The 19,118-nt window shown below is 59.8% G+C and carries 15 protein-coding genes; 11 read left to right on the forward strand and 4 right to left on the reverse strand.

Translation table 11 applies throughout. From position 1 onward, the window contains the following. Positions 1–3 precede the first annotated feature (3 nt). The 4 genes from JNB88_RS17120 (at position 4) to JNB88_RS17135 (ending at position 3,441) form a co-directional block, all read left to right on the forward strand. Complete coding sequence (locus JNB88_RS17120) at positions 4–471, forward strand: winged helix-turn-helix transcriptional regulator (RefSeq protein WP_037132825.1); 468 nt, start codon at positions 4–6, stop codon at positions 469–471. Positions 472–569: 98 nt separating this feature from the next. Continuing rightward, complete coding sequence (locus tag JNB88_RS17125) at positions 570–1,379, forward strand: glycosyltransferase family 2 protein (protein WP_220356480.1); 810 nt, start codon at positions 570–572, stop codon at positions 1,377–1,379. Between the two features lie 11 nt (positions 1,380–1,390). Further along, the gene (locus tag JNB88_RS17130; RefSeq protein ID WP_220356481.1) at positions 1,391–2,422 is read left to right on the forward strand and encodes a glycosyltransferase; all 1,032 of its coding nucleotides are present in this window, start codon (positions 1,391–1,393) and stop codon (positions 2,420–2,422) included. Further along, positions 2,419–3,441: a glycosyltransferase gene (locus JNB88_RS17135; protein ID WP_220356482.1), complete on the forward strand. Its 1,023-nt coding sequence runs from the start codon at positions 2,419–2,421 to the stop codon at positions 3,439–3,441. The genes JNB88_RS17130 and JNB88_RS17135 overlap by 4 nt, the downstream gene beginning before the upstream one ends. Positions 3,442–3,444: 3 nt before the next feature. On the opposite strand, the gene JNB88_RS17140 is transcribed toward JNB88_RS17135, so the two are convergent. Then, positions 3,445–4,494 (reverse strand): glycosyltransferase family 4 protein, encoded by a 1,050-nt coding sequence (locus JNB88_RS17140; RefSeq protein WP_220356578.1) that lies wholly within the window; start codon positions 4,492–4,494, stop codon positions 3,445–3,447. A gap of 31 nt (positions 4,495–4,525) precedes the next feature. Further along, the gene (gene greA, locus JNB88_RS17145; RefSeq protein ID WP_037132839.1) at positions 4,526–5,002 is read right to left on the reverse strand and encodes a transcription elongation factor GreA; all 477 of its coding nucleotides are present in this window, start codon (positions 5,000–5,002) and stop codon (positions 4,526–4,528) included. A 222-nt stretch (positions 5,003–5,224) separates the two neighbouring features. Here greA and JNB88_RS17150 point away from each other — a divergent pair, with 222 nt between their 5' ends. Genes JNB88_RS17150 through JNB88_RS17160 form a run of 3 tightly spaced genes read left to right on the forward strand, consistent with a single transcriptional unit; the run spans position 5,225 to position 9,009 of the window. Beyond that, positions 5,225–6,457: a putative DNA modification/repair radical SAM protein gene (locus JNB88_RS17150; RefSeq protein WP_220356483.1), complete on the forward strand. Its 1,233-nt coding sequence runs from the start codon at positions 5,225–5,227 to the stop codon at positions 6,455–6,457. Beyond that, the gene (locus JNB88_RS17155; protein WP_220356484.1) at positions 6,457–7,917 is read left to right on the forward strand and encodes a UdgX family uracil-DNA binding protein; all 1,461 of its coding nucleotides are present in this window, start codon (positions 6,457–6,459) and stop codon (positions 7,915–7,917) included. Before JNB88_RS17150 ends, JNB88_RS17155 begins: the two co-directional genes overlap by 1 nt. A gap of 60 nt (positions 7,918–7,977) precedes the next feature. Next, entirely contained in the window at positions 7,978–9,009 is a 1,032-nt protein-coding gene (locus JNB88_RS17160) for an alpha/beta fold hydrolase (RefSeq protein ID WP_220356485.1), read from the forward strand. Positions 9,010–9,061: 52 nt separating this feature from the next. Here the strand turns inward: JNB88_RS17160 and carB are convergent, their stop codons facing one another. Together carB and JNB88_RS17170 are read right to left on the reverse strand one after the other, a co-directional pair. Beyond that, entirely contained in the window at positions 9,062–12,547 is a 3,486-nt protein-coding gene (gene carB / locus JNB88_RS17165; RefSeq protein WP_220356486.1) for a carbamoyl-phosphate synthase large subunit, read from the reverse strand. Between the two features lie 172 nt (positions 12,548–12,719). Next, complete coding sequence (locus JNB88_RS17170; RefSeq protein WP_220356487.1) at positions 12,720–13,748, reverse strand: zinc-dependent alcohol dehydrogenase family protein; 1,029 nt, start codon at positions 13,746–13,748, stop codon at positions 12,720–12,722. Between the two features lie 49 nt (positions 13,749–13,797). Between JNB88_RS17170 and JNB88_RS17175 the strand changes: the two genes are divergently transcribed. From JNB88_RS17175 to JNB88_RS17190, 4 genes are all read left to right on the forward strand, one after another. Beyond that, complete coding sequence (locus JNB88_RS17175) at positions 13,798–15,063, forward strand: phosphatase PAP2 family protein (RefSeq protein ID WP_223217229.1); 1,266 nt, start codon at positions 13,798–13,800, stop codon at positions 15,061–15,063. Positions 15,064–15,165: 102 nt separating this feature from the next. Then, positions 15,166–16,083, forward strand: a complete 918-nt coding sequence (ypfJ, locus tag JNB88_RS17180) for a KPN_02809 family neutral zinc metallopeptidase (RefSeq protein ID WP_220356488.1) — start codon at positions 15,166–15,168, stop codon at positions 16,081–16,083. A 240-nt stretch (positions 16,084–16,323) separates the two neighbouring features. Beyond that, positions 16,324–17,571, forward strand: coding sequence for a TCR/Tet family MFS transporter (locus JNB88_RS17185; protein WP_037132855.1), 1,248 nt, complete (start codon positions 16,324–16,326; stop codon positions 17,569–17,571). A gap of 142 nt (positions 17,572–17,713) precedes the next feature. Beyond that, positions 17,714–19,117 (forward strand): MATE family efflux transporter, encoded by a 1,404-nt coding sequence (locus tag JNB88_RS17190; RefSeq protein ID WP_220356489.1) that lies wholly within the window; start codon positions 17,714–17,716, stop codon positions 19,115–19,117. Position 19,118 lies beyond the last annotated feature (1 nt).

Below are 19,118 nucleotides of genomic sequence, written 5' to 3' on the forward strand. Positions count from 1 at the left end.
ATCGTGCTTCGCGCCGAACTCGATGCCATCGATATAAAGATACTGCGTGAGCTACAGGCGGACGGTCGCATGACCAATGTCGAGCTTGCCGATCGCGTCGGCATTTCGGCGCCGCCATGTCTGCGTCGCGTACGCAAGCTCGAAGAGAGCGGTGTCATCGAAGGCTATCACGCGATGTTGAACAGCCCGAAGCTGGGCTTCGATCTCGTTGCCTTCTGCATGGTGGGGCTGAAACACCAGTCGGAGGCCAATCTCAAGGCTTTTGCCGCCGCGACGGCGCAGTGGCCGCTCGTCAGGCAGGCGTGGATGGTATCCGGAGACAGCGACTTCCTGCTGCATTGCGTAGCCGAGAACCTGACGCGGTTCCAAGACTTCGTCATCGAAGTCCTGACGGCGAACGAACATGTGGACACGGTGCGGACCATGCTGACGATCCGCCAGGTCAAGCGAGTGGGCTTGGTCGAAGTCTGATTGGCCGACAGGCGAAACGTGATGCTCTAGGAATGAAACGGCTTATGCCTTATGGAAGGCACTTTGCTAGCCGTTCGTGATGATACGAAGATCATTCCATGACCAAATTACCCATTTCCGCGTTCATTATTTGCCTGAACGAAGAAGCCTATCTCGGTAACTGCATCGAGAGCCTGGATAAGTGCGCGGAAATTGTCGTCGTTGACTCCGGTTCGACGGATGGCACGGTTGCGCTGCTGCAGTCCTATATCGATCGGGGCTGGCCGATCCGCCTATTTCACGAGACATGGCGCGGCTATGCGGGACAGAAGCAATTTGCGCTCGAACGGTGCACGCAGGCATGGTGTCTGAATATCGATTCCGATGAGCGGCTCGATGCGCCCTTGAGGAAACTGTTGGCTGAGCTGGTTGACGCTCCCGCCGATATCGTGGGGTGGCGCGTGGCGCGTCGTCCCTATCTCATCGGGTACGGTTACACACCGGAGCGCGTGCACGAGCGAAAAAACTTGCGGCTCATTCGCAAGGGCAGGGGTGCATATGATCTCACGCAAGCCGTTCATGAAGGTATCGTGCCTACCGGGCGCGTCGAAGATGCGAAAACCGGCAGCCTGCTTCACTACCGGCCGCTTGTTATCGACGAGCAGATTCTGAAAGAGAACAAGTACTCGACGCTGAAGGCCGATCAGCATTTCGCCTTAGGCGAGGGGACAACCTTCGCCAGGCTGATTTTCAGCCCGCTTCTGTATTTCTGGCGCCTGTATTTCCACAACGGTTTGTGGCGCTGCGGACAATCTGGGTTTGTCGAAGCGATGACCGGTGCGGTCTATGCATTCCTGACGCAAGCAAAATTGTTTCAGCGTAAGGCAGTCGAGCGGCACCCGAACTTTGACGACGCAGGAAGGCACTGAGGCCAATCGCGATGAAAGTGATGCATATCCATTTCGGCAAGGACGGTGGAGCGGAACGTTTCTTTGTCAATCTCGTCAATGCGCTCCACGATCGTGGTGTGGAGCAGCGCGCGCTCATCCGGCCGGATCGAAGCTGGCGGAGGGACATAGAAAAGTGTGGGGAGGTGTATGAAGGCGTCTTCCGGCGTGTTTCGCTATCGCGCTTTGTGCTGTCGGCGCGCATGCGAGCCATACTGAACGACTTCCAGCCCGACGTGATCATGTCGTGGCAATTGCGCGCCAGTCGCTTCATGCCGCGGTACAAGGCCGCCAGACGTATTTCGCGCCTCGGAGACTATCCGGAACATCTCGACTATTACCGCAATTCGGAAACGCTTGTCTGCATCACGCCAGATATCGCCAAGCGTGTCCGCGAGCTCGGCTGGACGCGTGGTGTCGAGGTAATCGCCAACTTTACACGCTCTACTCCGAGCGAACCCGTCGCGAGAGAAGTGCTTCAAACGCCCGCAGATGCATTCGTTGTCGTCGGCATGGGACGCTTCGTGAAGCGAAAGGGCTTTGATGTCCTCATAAAGGCGATCGCGCAAACCAGGGGCGCATACCTTTGGCTTCTGGGCGATGGTCCGGAGCGGGAAAACCTCGAAAAGCTCACCGATGAGCTCGGCTTGCGGGATCGTGTACGATTTGCTGGATGGCAGACGAACGCCTATGCGTATCTTGCTTCCGCCGACGTCTTTACCGTCACCTCCCTTCACGAGCCGCTCGGCAATGTGTGCCTGGAGGGATGGGGCGCAGGAAAGCCCACCATTGGCTCCCGTGCCGAGGGGCCGAGTTGGGTGATGACGGATGGCAAGGACGCTTTGATGGTTGATTGCGGTGACGTCGAAGGCCTTGCGAGGGCGATTGCACGCCTCCGCGATGAGCCGGGCTTGCGCACCGCCTTGATCGAAGGTGGGCAGGATACGCTGAGAAACCGGTTTTCGGAGGATGCCATCACCCAAGCCTATATTCGGTTGTTTGAAACCGGGAAAAGCCAGCCGTGAAGGTGACGCATTTCCATTTTGGCAAGGATGGTGGAGCTGAGCGGTTCTTCGTGCATCTTGTCAATGCGTTGGCCCGGCGCAATGTCGAGCAGAGTGTGGTCATCCGACCTGATCGGATCTGGCGTAAGGATATGCCCACCTCAGTCAGAATTTCCGAAAGCAATTTCCGCAATCTCTCGCTGGATCGAATCCTGTTGCCGCTGAAAGTGGCTTTCAATGCGCGGTGGGTTCGCCCGGACGCGATCATGGCATGGGCGCCTCGCGCCAGCGAGCTGATGCCGAACTACAAGGGATGCATCAAGATCTCCCGCCTTGGGGACTATCCGACAAATCTGAGATACTTCAAGAACTCCGACATTCTCGTCTGCAACACGCCAGGTATTGCCGACCATGTGCGCGAAATCGGCTGGACACGTGGGGTCGAGGTGATCTCGAACTTCACAAGCACCGAGCAAGTGGCCCCGGTCGATCGTGCAGCGTTCGACACGCCACTAGATGCGCCCGTCGTCATGTCTATGGGTCGTTTTGTGCCGCGCAAGGAATTTGCGTTGTTGACGGCAGCGGTGGCGAAGCTGCCGGGCGTCTATCTCTGGCTTGCCGGCGAGGGTGAGGAACTGGAAAATGTCAAGAAAGTCGCATCAGATCTCGGCGTAACGAACAGGGTGCGCTTTCTCGGTTGGCAGAAGGATACGCGGCCGTTTGTGGCGGCTGCCGACATCTTCGTCATGCCCTCGAACCATGAGCCACTAGGCAATGTCATTCTGGAGGCTTGGGCGCAGGACAAGCCCGTCGTTTCCAGCCGTTCCGAAGGGCCGTCGTGGTTCATGAGGGACGGAGAGAACGGCCTTCTTGTCGACATCGGCGACACCGACGGTTTTTCGAAAGCTATTGAACGTCTGATCAATGATCCGTTGCTGGCGACAAAAGTGACTGCCGGTGGGCGGGAGACTTTGATGGGGCAGTTCTCAGAAGACGCCGTTGCCAACGCCTATCTTGAGCTCTTCAAGCGCAAGCCTTGACGTTCATAAGGCCGTGTAGACTTCGCCAAGTCGCCGGGCTTCGCCTTCGATGCTGAAGGCGCTCATCGCATGGCTCCTCGCGCGGGCTGATGCCTCATGGCGGCGGGCGTCGTCATCCATGAAAAGGGCGGCTGCCTGTACCATCTCATCGAGGTCGTCACGCGGGATGATTATGCCGGTTTCCTGGTCACCGGTGAGCAGCAATTCAGGAAAGGCTCCAACGTCCGTCGCGACAACGGGAACGGCGGTTGCCATCGCTTCGAGCGGCGTCAGGCCGAAGCCTTCCCAGCGCTGCGGCGCGACAAAAAGGTCGAGCGCTCGATACCAATCGTTGATGTTGGTGTGCTCGCCGACGAAAACTATGCGATCGGTCAAACCTGCAGAGGCAACGCGTGCCTTAAGCTCGCTTTCGAACTCGACGTGCTGGGCCGTGGCGCGTCCGGCAATGATCGCAATCCAATCCGGTCTATCGGGAAGCAGACGGATCATGGCGTCGACGAAAAGGTCGGTGCCTTTCTGATGGCGAACGCGACCGAAGCAGCCGGCGATCTTCTTTGTCTCGTCGAGGCCAAGCGTTCGCTTGGACGCTGCTTTGTCAGCAGCCGGCGAGAAGCGGGTCGTGTCGATGCCGTGCAGCACCACTGTGCTCGGTACTTCAAGGTAGTTCGCGGTCTTGCCGCTGGTTGCGATGACCGCGTCCATCTTTGAAATCAGCCATTTCGTCCAGCCGGTGTGGCGGCGTTGGGAGGCTGAGGTGAAGACGATCTTCAGAGGCATGCGCAGGACATCGCGCATCAGGATGGCCGGCAGCATCTCGATATTGCGCCGGGCGTGCCAGATGCGAAAGCGCTTGCCGCGCGGAGCATGCCACAGCTTCGGCAAATCACGAAAATGGATATGCGGCAAGGATGCCGGAAGGCCCGGTCCAAGGGCGGCGATCTTCTCGCCGAGCGCGCGCTGGACCGGGATCAGCTGAATGATGGTGGAGGTGACGCCGGAGAGCCGCTTCTTGAAGTTCGGCGCAATAATCTCGACGTCACTGATATTGACGATAGCCGGTTGGCCGCGACCGTCCACGGATCAATCAGCCCCAGGTGATGGCGAGCACTTCGTAGGCCTTGGAGCCGCCGGGCGCGTTGACCTCGATCGAGTCGCCAACTTCCTTGCCGATCAGCGCACGGGCGATCGGGGAGGATATGGAGATGCGGCCTGCTTTCACGTCGGCTTCCTGATCGCCAACGATCTGGTAAGTCTTTTCTTCCTCGGTGTCCTCGTCAACGAGCTTCACCTTGGCGCCGAACTTGATCGTGCTGCCGGACATCTTCGAGAGGTCGATGACTTCGGCGCGCGCAGTCAGGTCTTCGAGCTCGCTGATACGGCCTTCGTTGTGGCTCTGGGCTTCCTTGGCAGCATGGTACTCGGCGTTTTCCGAGAGGTCACCATGCGCACGAGCTTCAGCGATTGCTTCGATGATCCGGGGACGCTCCTCCTGCTGACGCCAGCGCAGTTCTTCCTGCAGCTTGACGAAACCACCCTGCGTCATCGGTACCTTATCAACCATTTTTTTGTCCTTCACTCCCTGTATCCGCTTAGCCTCGGACACAAAAGAAAACAGGTCCCGAAGGGGAACTTCGGAACCGTGCAACAATCCTAGCTATTCCGCTTATAGCAGATCGCCACCGCTGATTTCCATAAAATTCGTATCGCCGGTCAGAGGCCGGTCGGCGCGATCGCAAACCGGCCTCCATTGACTTTTGTGACCAGAACATATAGTGAACAAAAGATGAGGAAGTCTCTAAAAGAACGACTGGCAATTCTCTCCGATGCCGCAAAGTACGACGCATCCTGCGCATCGAGCGGAACAGCAAAGCGCGATTCGGCGAATGGTGGCGGCCTCGGCTCCACCGAAGGATCCGGCATCTGTCATGCCTATGCGCCCGATGGACGGTGCATATCATTGTTGAAGATCCTGCTGACCAACTTCTGCATTTACGATTGCGCCTATTGCGTCAACCGGTCGTCCAGCAATGTCGAGCGCGCTCGCTTCACGCCAGAGGAAGTGGTTTGGCTGACATTGGAATTCTATCGTCGCAACTATATCGAGGGGCTGTTCCTGTCGTCGGGTATTATCCGATCCTCTGACCATACGATGGAACATATGGTTCGTGTGGTTCGGGAGCTGCGCGTCACCCATAACTTCCGCGGCTATATACACTTGAAGTCGATTCCCGAGGCGTCGGCGCATCTCATCGAAGAAGCAGGCCTTTATGCGGATCGACTTTCGCTGAACATCGAGCTGCCTACGGACAGTGGCATTGCGCGCCTTGCGCCGGAGAAGAGACCTTCTCATATCCGTCGCTCGATGGGGGATCTACGACTGAAGATAGAAGCGGCGGAGGAGCCGACTCTCCGATCGAAGACGCGCAAGCGCTTCGTGCCAGCCGGCCAGAGCACACAAATGATTGTCGGCGCTGATGGGGCCAACGATGCCACGATCCTTGGGACCAGTGCGCAGCTCTACGGCAGTTATGGCCTGAAGAGGGTCTACTATTCAGCCTTCAGCCCCATTCCGGACTCATCGAAAAACCTGCCGTTGATCAAGCCGCCGCTGATGCGGGAGCACCGGCTCTACCAGGCAGACTGGCTGTATCGCTTCTACGGTTTCGGGATAGAGGAAATCACCGCGACCCAACCCGGCGGAATGCTGGATCTCAATCTTGATCCCAAGCTTGCCTGGGCGCTCGGCCATCGCGCCGACTTTCCGGTGGACGTCAACAAGGCAGAGCGTGAACGACTGCTGCGCGTGCCGGGGCTCGGAACCAAAACGGTGAAGGCAATCCTTTCGGCCCGGCGCTTCCGGAGCTTGCGTTTGGATGACCTGTCCAGGCTCGGTGTCTCGATCAAGAAGGTCCAGGCTTTTGTGACGGCGGAGGGATGGACGCCGCGTCGATTAGCCGACCGAGCGGATTTGAGCGCGATGTTCGAGCCACCGCCCGAGCAACTGATGCTGCTGTGATGCGCCGCGTGCTTTTGAAGGGCAGGGGCGATCTTGACGAATGGCGGGATGCTGCCCGTGCGCTTGCGTGCGCCGGGATCTCTCCGGAGGACATAGAGTGGTGTGAAGAGGGAGGCGAGAAACAGCTCTTCTGGGAGCACGACGTGTTGCCACCGCAACCCGCCTCGACCAGCCGGCCGATGACCGTGCCGCCGGCGTTTGTCGAGCTTGCCGCAGCGGTGGTTTGCCATACGGATCCGGCCCGGTTCTCGCTTCTCTATCGGCTGTTGTGGCGACTTCAGGCCGATAAGCATCTGCTCGATGTCGCTTCCGACGGGGATGTCTCGGTTGCGCGATTGATGGAAAAGAGCGTTCGCCGTGACGCCCACAAGATGACGGCTTTCCTTCGTTTCAAGGAGGTCGGATCCGGAATTTCCATAAACGGCCGGCGGAAGTTTCTCGCCTGGTTCGAACCCGATCACCACATCGTCGTGCGCAAGGCGCCATTCTTTCAGCGCCGGTTCAACGACATGGATTGGGTGATCCTTACGCCGAAAGGTTCGGCGAGCTGGGATGGTGTAAAGCTGACGGTCAGCCACGAGCCCTGCACCAAGCCTGATCTCTCCGATCCCGCCGACGAACTCTGGCGGACGTATTTTGCCAATATTTTCAACCCTGCGCGTCTGAAGGTGAAGGCGATGCAGGCGGAAATGCCGAAGAAATATTGGAAGAATATGCCCGAGGCGGAGCTAATTCCTGACCTTATCGCCAATGCTGAGCAGCGGGTGCTTGCGATGGCCAGGCGCGAGGCAACGGTGCCTCCCGCCTTCCATGGAAGGCTTAAGGCGGCTGCTCAGAACCTGCCAAGCGCGCCATCGGCTGTGGCGGGGACATGGGAAGCGCTTCGCGAACAGGCTGCGGCCTGCAGTCGATGCCCGCTGCATGCCAAGGCAACGCAGACGGTTTTCGGGGAGGGGCCGCAGGATGCGGAAATCATGTTTGTCGGCGAGCAGCCAGGAGACCAGGAGGACCTCGCGGGACGTCCCTTTGTTGGACCCGCGGGAAGAGTTTTCGATGAGGCACTGTCAGCGGCGGGCATGGATCGCGCGCGGCTCTATGTCACCAATGCCGTCAAGCACTTTAAATATGAGCCACGCGGGAAGCGACGCATCCATCAGAGGCCAAGCCGAGGCGAGGTTGAGCACTGCCGCTGGTGGCTCGACCGGGAGCTGGAGCAAGTCAAGCCGAAGCTGGTGGTCGCAATGGGGGCAACGGCATTGTTTGCGCTCACAGGTTTGCAGCAGAAGTTAGAGGAGATACGGGGCGAATTCATAGAACTTGAGGGCGGCCGGCGGCTGTTCGTGACCGTTCATCCCTCCTATCTGCTGCGGCTGCCTGATGGAGACATGCGCCGGAAGGAGGTTGAACGCTTCCGCCGGGATATTGCCCGCATAGGCGCGGAATTGGCATCTTCGGGTTGAAACTGTAAGCTGATATGATCGTTAGGGTCGGTGGCGGGCTGTTTGGCGCAGGAGGGGAAGATGGCCGACAACTACATCATCAGTGCCAGGAAGCGGTCAGGCGATGCGTTGATCGCGGAGCCTGGACCGATCAAGTTCTTAAAGGTGCCTGCCATGCTCGACAGTTACGATGCGCGCCAGGCGGTTTCGAGTGCGAAGGACTGGGTCGCCGAGGTGCAGGGGCTGGCGGATGGCGATGAGAACCCGAATTCGATCGGTCCGCGCGGCGATGTGCTGATCTTCGTGCATGGCTACAATAACGACATTCCGACAGTTCTGAAGCGCATCAGGCAGCTCCGCGCCGACATGCGAGCGGAAGGCTGGCACGGCGAGATCGTTGCCTTCGACTGGCCGAGCGACAACCAGACACTCAACTATCTCGAGGACCGATCGGATGCCGCTGCGGTCGCAAGCGAGCTTGTGACGAAGGGGATTCGTCTCCTGAAGCAGAGCCAACAGGCCGGTTGTGAAACCAATGTGCACCTGCTCGGTCATTCCACCGGCTGCTACGTGATCATGGATGCCTTTGCTCAGTCGGACAAGCAGGGCGATCTTTTCAAGGCAGACTGGCGCATCGGCCAGGTGGCTTTCATCGGCGGCGATGTCTCCACAACCAGCCTGTCTCTTGCGAGTGACTGGAATCAGCCGATGTTCCGCCGGATCATGCGGCTCACCAACTACTCGAACCCTTTCGACTCGGTCCTTGCCGTCTCAAACGCGAAGAGGCTTGGTGTTGCCCCGCGCGTCGGTCGTGTGGGACTGCCTGCGGACATCAACGCCAAAGCGGTGGACGTCAATTGCGGCGAATACTTCAAGACGGTCAATCCGGCCTCGCAGCCGCAGATTGGTTCGTGGACCCACTCATGGCACATCGGCAATCGGGTTTTCGCCCGCGATCTGGCCATGACGCTCGAAGGCGCGATAGATCGTCACGCCATTCCGACGCGCCGTGAAGAAGGCGGAAAGCTCACTTTGCAGGATCGACCGCGACCCGCATTTCAGGATGCCTGGAACGTCAAGGCGGACGCACAGGATGCGAGAGCGCGAATCTAGCGGTTCTGCCTGTTCGAAAAAGAAAGGCCGGCGCGATGGCCGGCCCTTCCTATCAGAAGTAGCTCTGCAGCGGGCGAACTTCGAGGTTTCCGGCCCGCAGCGCCTTGATGGCTTGGGCAGCGGCCTCAGCGCCGGCCATCGTCGTGTAGTAGGGGACCTTCTGCATCAGCGTTGCGCGGCGCAGCGACTTGGAGTCGGAGATCGCCTTGTTGCCGTCCGTCGTATTGATCACGAGCTGGACCTGGCGGTTGCGAATCGCATCTTCGATGTGCGGGCGACCTTCGAGTACCTTGTTGATCTTCGTAGCCGCGATGCCGTTCTCAGCCAGGAAGCGCTGCGTGCCGCCGGTTGCCAGGACCTTGAAGCCTTCGCCGACGAGAACGCGGATCGCCGGCAGAACGCGCGGCTTGTCCTCGTCGCGGACCGATACGAAGACCGTTCCGTCACGCGGCAGTTCGACGCCGGCGCCGAGCTGCGACTTGGCGAAAGCCAGCGCGAAGTCGGTGTCGAGGCCGATGACTTCGCCGGTCGAGCGCATTTCCGGGCCGAGCAGCGTGTCGACGCCGGGGAAGCGTGCGAAGGGGAAGACGGCTTCCTTGACGGCGATGTGCTTGAGGTTGCGCGGGTCCGGCTTCTGGCCGTAGGTCGAAAACAGCTGGTCGAGCTTCTCGCCGGCCATGGCGCGGGCAGCAATCTTGGCGATCGGGGCGCCGATGGTCTTGGCGACGAAGGGAACGGTACGCGAGGCGCGGGGGTTCACTTCGAGCACGTAGACGGTGCCGTCCTTGATGGCGAACTGAACGTTCATCAGGCCGACGACGTTGAGGGCCTTGGCCATCGCCTTCGCCTGACGCTCCAGCTCGTCGATCATCTCGGCGGAAAGGGTGCGTGGCGGCAGCGAGCAGGCGCTATCGCCCGAATGGATGCCGGCTTCCTCGATGTGTTCCATGATGCCGGCGATGAAGGCGTCGTTGCCGTCGGAGAGGCAGTCGACGTCGACTTCGATGGCGTTCGACAGGTAGCTGTCGAAGAGTAGCGGGTTCTTGCCGAGCAGCGTGTTGATCTGGCCGGTCTTGTCGTTCGGGTAGCGCTGCTTGATGTCTTCAGGCACCAGTTCCGGAACGGTATCGAGCAGGTAGGTCTGCAGTTGGCTTTCCGAATGCAGGATCTGCATGGCGCGACCGCCGAGAACGTAGGACGGGCGCACGACCAGCGGGAAGCCGATTTCGGTGGCGACCAGGCGGGCCTGTTCGACGGAGTAGGCGATACCGTTGTTCGGCTGCGTTAGGTCGAGCTTGATGAGGAGCTTCTGGAAGCGGTCGCGATCTTCGGCAAGGTCGATCATGTCAGGCGCGGTGCCGAGGATCGGGATACCGTTCTTTTCCAGCGCTTCGGCGAGCTTCAGCGGGGTCTGGCCGCCGAACTGGACGATGACGCCGACAACTTCACCCTTTTCCTGCTCCGCGCGCAGGATCTCGATCACGTCTTCGGCCGTCAGCGGCTCGAAGTAGAGGCGATCCGACGTGTCGTAGTCGGTCGAGACCGTTTCCGGGTTGCAGTTGATCATGATGGCTTCGTAGCCGGCGTCACGGAGAGCAAAGGCGGCATGGCAGCAGCAGTAGTCGAACTCGATGCCCTGGCCGATGCGGTTCGGGCCGCCGCCGAGGATGACGACCTTCTTGGCGGCGGAGACTTCGGCTTCAGAGCGCAGTTCACCGACGAAAGGCGTTTCGTAGGTCGAGTACATGTAAGCTGTCGGCGAGGCGAACTCGGCGGCGCAGGTGTCGATGCGCTTGAAGACCGGGCGGACGTTCAGGCTGTTGCGGAGCTCGGCAACTTCCTTCGGGCGCTTGCCCGTCAGCGTGGCGAGGCGGGCGTCGGAGAAGCCCATCGCCTTCAGCTTACGCAGGTTCGCGGCATCATCAGGCAGACCATGCTCGCGGATGCGGGCTTCCATATCGACGATCGCCTTGAACTGGGCGATGAACCACGGATCGATCTTGCAGCCTTCGTGGACTTCTTCCGGGCTCATACCCTGCCGAAGCGCCTGGGCCACCATGCGCAGGCGATCCGGGGTCGGCGTACCGATGGCGGCGCGGATCGCGTTCTGGCTGGATTCGCCTTCCTCGACGCCGGGGATTTCGATTTCGTCGAGGCCGGTGAGGCCGGTTTCGAGGCCGCGCAGGGCCTTCTGCAGCGATTCCGCGAAGGTGCGGCCGATCGCCATGACTTCACCGACCGACTTCATGGCGGTGGTCAGGACCGGCGAGGCGCCCGGGAACTTTTCGAAGGCGAAACGCGGGATCTTGGTGACGACGTAGTCGATCGACGGTTCGAACGAGGCCGGCGTCGCGCCGCCGGTGATGTCGTTGTCGAGTTCGTCGAGCGTGTAGCCGATGGCGAGCTTGGCGGCGACCTTGGCGATCGGGAAGCCGGTGGCCTTCGAGGCGAGAGCGGACGAGCGCGAGACGCGCGGGTTCATTTCGATGACGACGAGGCGGCCGTCCTTCGGGTTGACGGCGAACTGGACGTTCGAGCCGCCGGTTTCGACGCCGATCTCGCGCAGGACCGCGATCGAGGCGTTGCGCATCATCTGGTATTCCTTGTCGGTCAGCGTCAGAGCCGGCGCGACAGTGATCGAGTCGCCCGTGTGGACGCCCATCGGGTCGATGTTTTCGATCGAGCAGATGATGATGCAGTTGTCCGCCTTGTCGCGGACGACTTCCATTTCATATTCCTTCCAGCCGAGAACCGATTCCTCGATCAGCACTTCCGTCGTCGGCGAGGCGTCGAGGCCGCCGCCGATGATCTCGAAGAACTCCGAGCGGTTATAGGCAATGCCGCCGCCGGTGCCGCCCATGGTGAAGGACGGGCGGATGATGGCGGGCAGGCCGACGACGTCGATCGCCTGTGCGGCAATCGCCATGGCGTGGCTGATGTAGCGCTGCTTGCGGTCGGTCTCGCCGAGGTTCCACTGGTTTTCCAGCTCGTCGAGCGCCTTGTCGAGGTCTGCGCCGGAGAGGCTTTCCTTCAGCTTGTTGCGCTCGGCCTCATGCGTCTTGCGGTCGGCGTCCTTGATGTCGGTGGCATTGGCCAGCATCGAGCGTGGAGTTTCCAGCCCGATCTTCTCCATCGCCTCGCGGAAGAGGGCGCGGTCTTCGGCCTTGTCGATGGCGGCCGGCTTGGCGCCGATCATTTCGACATTGTAGCGGTCGAGAACGCCCATGCGCTTCAGCGAGAGGGCGGTGTTGAGCGCGGTCTGGCCGCCCATGGTCGGCAGCAGCGCGTCGGGGCGCTCCTTGGCGATGATCTTGGCGACGACTTCGGGGGTGATCGGTTCGACGTAGGTTGCGTCGGCGAGACCCGGGTCGGTCATGATCGTTGCCGGGTTGGAGTTGACGAGGATGACGCGGTAGCCTTCCTCCTTCAGCGCCTTGCAGGCCTGGGTCCCGGAGTAGTCGAATTCGCAAGCCTGGCCAATGACGATCGGTCCTGCGCCGATGATGAGGATCGATTTGATGTCTTGGCGCTTCGGCATGGGCTTTTTTCCGTTTCCTAGCTGCGCAGAAAGCCGGCCAGGGTGGGAGGCACCGGCCGGGTCGCGCGTATGATGGTCTTTTCAGGCTAGAAGCGGCTTATAGGCAAATGTATTTGTAAACGGAACCCCATAAATTGCGGAATCGACAGGAATTGGCAGCTCCTGCCAGAGCCTAGTCGATGCTCGGCATGACAAGCGCCCTGATCTCGCCTTTTCGGGCGGGATTTGAGATTGCTTCGACGGCCTCCGCAAGGCCAATCCGACGGGAGATCAGCGGCTCGACCTTGATGATGCCCGAGGCGACGAGATCGGCGGCGCGCTGGTGGGTGAATGGGTTGATGAACGAGCTTAGCAGCTTGATCTCACGGAAGAGGAGATCGAACGGCTCGATTGCGACCTTCACGCCCTGCGGCATGACTCCAAGGATCACGACCGTGCCGCCGCGACGCGCGAGACTTGCTGACTGCTCGATCGTCTCGGCAACGCCGGCGCATTCGATCACGACGTCTGCGCCACCGGGAAGCATGCCGTCTGCCGCCGTGAGGCGCGCGACGATGTCCGCTGTCGAAGGGTCTGCGCTGGCGGTTGCTCCAAGCTTCTCGGCGAGTGCACGCTTCTCCTCGCTGCGGGTTAAGAGAACGACGTTGGTTGCTCCCGCCAGCCGGGCTAACTGGACGACGAGCAACCCGATCACTCCGCCGCCAAGTACGACAACCGATGAGCCCGTCCGGATTTCAGCAAGGTCTACTCCGTGGATGCAGCAGGCGAGGGGTTCGCAAAAAGCTCCATGGAGTGGATCCAACGCAGACGGCAGTTCGAAAGCCTGCTGCTGCGGGATGCAGACATACTCGGCAAAGCCACCGTCGCGATGAATGCCGATCGCCTGGAGGTTATGGCATAGATTGACGCGTCCGCGCTGGCATTCAGGGCAGTGGCCGCAGGCTATGTTGGGGTCACCGGTAACGCGCATACCTGCGCGAAAGCCGCTCACACCTTCGCCCACTCTTTCGATGATGCCTGTAAATTCGTGGCCGAGGGTAACGGGTGGCTTTGAAGGAAACTCGCCCAGGAACAGGTGGCGGTCGGTGCCGCAGATACCGCAGGCGTCCACGCGGACAAGCAACTCGCCGATATCAGGTTCGGGCTGTTCTACCTCGCGCAGGGCCAGCTTTCCCGTCGCTTCGAGCCGCACTGCCTTCATGGTTTGCCTCTCCTCCTCAGACCTCATCATAGATGAGGGGACCGATTGCTTGTGTGTCGTCAAGGTGCCGGTGTTGGAAGTATTCGCTCTTTGGCTGACACTTTTAAGGTGGGATGCTTCGCAAAAATTAACAACTGCTGTGCTTTCTATTAGGCATCGCAGACCACTGGGCGGTTTGCCTGCTGGACGTTTTGAGTCAACGATGGGCAATCGCGACGAAAGATCTATAAATCTGCGAGGTTGGATTTTCGAGTTGCTGTTGCATGTCCGTGCGCGATTAAGGGCGGACTGCTGGCTCTATTTGGCAATTGCGATTTATTCCGTGATTGGTATCGCGTTGCTGGGGACGTATGGGCACGCCGAGATGGCGTCGTTCGGGAAGTACCTCGAGCAATGGACTTATCTGTTCCTGTTTTTCATGCCTCTCATGGCAGTTATTTTCGACTACGCATGGGTTTTGCTTCGCTTTAACGGAAAGCAATCGCTAGCTAAACGAAGGACATTCTCACCTCACAGGTTGGCTCATCTTTTTTCGGGCATGTTGCTGCTGATGGCGTTGATGATCTTTCAGGGCATGTTCACGTCAATCAAGAATCTGCTTCCGCTGATGCGAGGCGGCTTTCTATACGACGAATGGCTCGCAAGGATTGATGCGCTGCTCGCTTTTGGCTTCGATCCTTGGAAGATCCTCGTGCCGATTGCCAGACATGATGTAATCGTCAAGATTGTGGACTGGAATTACAGCGTTTTATGGTTCGTGGTTTGCTTCGGAACGCTTTTCTACGTAGCGACCTCGCCGCGGGCTGCACCAGTGCGCGTCCGCTATGTCGGCATGTTCATGTTCGTTTGGGTCGTCTGTGGAAACATTTTTGCCGGCATCTTTATATCTGCTGGACCGGTCTTTTACGGCGCGGTAACCGGTGACAGCCAGCGTTTTGCAGAACTGTTGGATTTCCTGGCATCACCCGACGGTCCCACCACGGCGAATATGATTCAGCGTTACCTATGGTCGCTTCACGAGCACGGTGGGGCCGGGCTTGGCTCAGGCGTCTCGGCGTTCCCGAGCGTACATGTGGGGTTGATTGCTTTGAATGCATTTTTCGCGGCAGAGGTCTCGCGCAGGCTGGGTATTATCGCCTTTGGTTACACAGCACTTGTGATGGCGAGTTCCGTTTTTCTAGGTTGGCACTACTTGATTGATGGCTACGCGTCCCTGCTTGTCGTTGGGTTGGGTCATTTTGCTCTCAAGGCGCTGATGAATCGCGAAACGAGATCGGCCGCGGACACTCAACAGGTTGCGGCCGCTGCCGCTTGATTGACTGGCTCGGGGGCTGGTTTTCAGTCCCTTGGTAGCTGGAATTTCCCCATCGTCGAGATATATACATACCGACCGAAGGTTTAGCCTGGGGGAACCGTCATGGAGTGGAAAGGCCGGCGTCAGTCCGACAATATCGAGGATCGTCGTGGCGATCCTTCCATGGGCGGACTGGGTAGAGGAGGAGGCTTCAGTTTTCCGTCCGGCGGCGGCATGGGCCGGCGCGGTGGCGGCTTGAGCATTGGCACCATCATCTTCCTGGTCGTCATCTATCTGATCCTCAAGGCCATGGGCATCGATCTGCTGCAGATCATGGATGGCGGCACGACGACAGGTGGACCTGGTTACGAGCAGAGCGAATCGGGGGGTCAGGCACCCGCCAACGATGAAATGACGGCATTCGTACGCACCGTGCTTGCCGAGACAGAGGACACCTGGAACGGGATCTTCCAGTCTCAGGGCCGTACTTACGAGGAGCCGCGCCTCGTTCTCTTTTCCGGACAGACGCAGTCGGCCTGCGGCTTTGCCTCTGCGGCGACCGGGCCGTTCTATTGCCCGAGCGACCACAAGGTCTATCTCGACACGGCCTTCTTCAACCAGCTCAGCCGCCAGTTCGGCGCCTCCGGCGATTTCGCGGAAGCCTATGTCGTTGCGCATGAGGTCGGCCATCACGTCCAAAATCTGCTCGGCATCCTGCCGAAGTTCAACCAGGCGCGTCAGCGGATGAGCGAGGCGGACGCGAACAAGATGTCGGTCCGCGTCGAACTGCAGGCAGACTGCTTCGCCGGCATCTGGGGCAGGTTCACCGAGCAGAAGGGCATTCTGGAAGCGGGCGATCTTGAGGAGGCGTTGAACGCCGCCCAGCAGATCGGCGACGACACGCTTCAGAAGCGCAGCCAAGGCTACGTCGTGCCGGAGAGCTTCAACCATGGTACGTCGGAGCAGCGCGCTCGTTGGTTCAAGCGCGGCTTCGACAGCGGCCAGTTGTCCGCCTGCGATACGTTCTCAGGACCGATATGATCGGAAACACCCGCTTCTGAGCCGGGTCTCTCACCCGGCCTTCGCCGACCTTGTCAAACGCAAGCCGCGCAGGGGCAGCACTGGTCTGCCTTTGTTCCGGTTCTTCATCAAGATAAGTCGTGGGCCTATCAAAAGATTTGAAATGTTCACGTATTGTTTCGCTATTATGCGTGAGTTATGTAACTAGGCTGGCGACGAGATCGTCTTCTCAGAACAAACAACGCCCTGCAGAGATGTCTCATGCTCGATCCGAAATTCGTTCGTCGCGGCCTCTTCCTCGTCTTCATGATCCTGTTTCTCGACGTGATCGGGATCGCGATCATCATGCCCGTGTTGCCGGCCTATCTGGAGCAATTGACCGGCGGATCCGTGAGCGACGCCGCCCTCGACGGCGGCTGGCTGCTTGTCGTCTACGCCGTCATGCAGTTCCTGTTCGCGCCGTTCCTTGGCAACCTCAGCGATCGCTTCGGGCGGCGACCCATCCTGCTTTTGTCTGTGCTGACGTTTGCGATCGACAATTTCATCTGCGCCGTGGCGACGAGCTTCTGGATGCTCTTCATCGGTCGGGCGCTCGCTGGTTTCAGTGGCGGCAGTTTTGCGACCTGTTCCGCCTACATCGCCGATATCAGCACAGACGAAAACCGGGCGAAGAACTTCGGGCTGATCGGGATAGCCTTCGGTGTCGGCTTCACGATCGGGCCTGTCATCGGCGGGTTCCTTGGCGAATTCGGTCCACGCGTCCCGTTCTTCGGCGCGGCAGCCGTATCTTTCATCAATTTCGTCGCTGCCTATTTCATGCTTCCCGAGACGCTGGATGCGAAGCATCGGCGGACGTTCGAATGGAAGCGCGCCAATCCGCTCGGCGCGTTGAAGCAGATGCGGAACTATCCCGGTATCGGGTGGATCTGTGCGGTCATGTTCCTCTTCTGGTTGGCGCATGCTGTCTATCCGGCCGTCTGGTCCTTCGTTTCGACCTATCGTTACGGCTGGAGTGAGGGGCAGATCGGGCTCTCGCTCGGGATCTACGGAATTGGCGCGGCCTTCGTCATGGCCGTCATCCTGCCGAGAATCGTGCCGGTGCTCGGCGAGTGGAAGACTGCGGTCCTCGGTCTGTCTTTTTCCGTCGTCGGACTGACGGGTTACGCCTTCGCATGGGAGGGCTGGATGGTCTACACGGTGATCGTGCTGACCGTCATGGAGAATGTCGCCGACCCGCCGCTGCGTAGTATTGCTGCCGGCAAGGTACCGCCGTCGGCGCAGGGCGAACTGCAGGGCGCGCTTACCAGCCTCAGCAGCATCACCACGATCGTCGGGCCGCTGATCTTTACGCAGCTGTTCGGCTACTTCACGAGGGCCGACGCGCCGGTGACTTTTCCCGGAGCGCCATATCTGCTGGCGGCCATCATCATCTTGATTACGGCCATCGTGTTTCTAACCAAGGTTCGCCCAGCAAAGGCGACTGAGGCTGTCGAGCAACCGGCGGAGTGAGCTATCAGAATCCGTGATGCGATGATGAATTTTTCATCATTTGCACAGTTTCGAATAGCTCTTTGCCGGGCTTTGATCTAAGCCGTGGTGATATTTTGCCGCAGGTTGCGGCCATCACTGATTCAATCACAGGACTGGTGTCATGGACACGCCGATCGACGCGCGCAAGCTTGCGCCGAAAACCGATAACCATTGGGCCGCGCATTTCCGCGCGACGCTGGCGCTTGGAATCCCGCTGATCGGCGCGCAGTTGGCTCAGCTCGGCATCCATACGACCGATGTGATGATCGTGGGACGCCTCGGCGCAGAAAACCTTGCTGCGATGGTGCTTTCGGCGCAGTTCCTTTTCACCATTCTGGTCTTCGGCTCGGGCTTTTCCATTGCAGTCATTCCTATGGTTGCCCAGGCCTACGGCAAGGGCGATGTCGTCAGCGTGCGCCGTTCGTTGCGTATGGGCCTTTGGGTTGTGCTGGCCTTCTGGGTGATCATGCAGCCGGCGTTCTTCAACTCCGAGAGGATACTGCTTGCCGCCGGCCAGAAGCCTGATGTCGCAGCGCTGGCGCATGGCTACATCATGATCGGTCAGTTCGGCGTGTTGCCTGGCCTTCTCTACAATGTCATGCGGGCGCTCGTCAGCGCGATCGGTAGGGCGGCGGTCGTCCTCAATGTGACAATAGCCATGCTCGTGCTCAACGCCTTCTTCGCCTATGCGCTGGTGCTCGGGCATTTCGGCTTTCCGGCGATGGGGCTGGAGGGGGCGGCCATCGTTTCCGTCGTCGTGCAGACCGCCGGCTTCCTCTTCATCGTTGGCTATGTGCAGAGCAGGGAGGAGACGCGGCGCTACGAGATCTTCGTCCGGTTCTGGCGCCCCGACTGGAAGGCCTTCTGGGAAGTCGTACGCCTCGGCTTGCCGATCAGCGTGACCATCCTGGCCGAGGTGAGCCTCTTTACCGTTGCCTCGCTGCTGATGGGGCACATCGGGACGATCGAACTTGCGGCCCATGGCATCGCGTTGCAGTGGGCTTCGATCGCCTTCATGATCCCGCTCGGGCTGTCGCAGGCGGCGACCGTTCGCGTCGGCGTCGCGCATGGGCAGGGCGACTATATTGCTCTCGTCCGTGCGTCGGTCGCGGTCCTTGTTCTCTCTTCCGCGATCTCGATTGCCGGCAGTGTCTTGTTCGCTGTTGCTCCGGAATTCCTGGGCAGTTGGTTTCTCGACACGAGCTTGCCGGAGGCGCCGCAGGTGCTCGCCTATGCCGGCCCGCTGATCATTGTGGCAGGACTGTTTCAGTTGGTCGACGGCCTGCAGGCGATCGCCAATGGACTGCTGCGCGGCTTGAAGGATGCACGCGTGCCGATGATCCTCGCACTGATCGCATATTGGCCGATCGGCTTCTTCCTTGCCTGGGCCTTTGCGTTCCCGCTCGGCTTTGGCGGTATCGGCATCTGGTTCGGCTTCCTGGTCGGACTTGCCGCGGCAGCCGCCATGCTGTGCGGGCGCTTCTACCTGCTCCTGCGTCGGGAGAGGAATTTGGCCGGCATCTAGC

This window comes from Rhizobium cauense (assembly GCF_019511525.1).
Lineage (GTDB): Bacteria > Pseudomonadota > Alphaproteobacteria > Rhizobiales > Rhizobiaceae > Rhizobium > Rhizobium cauense.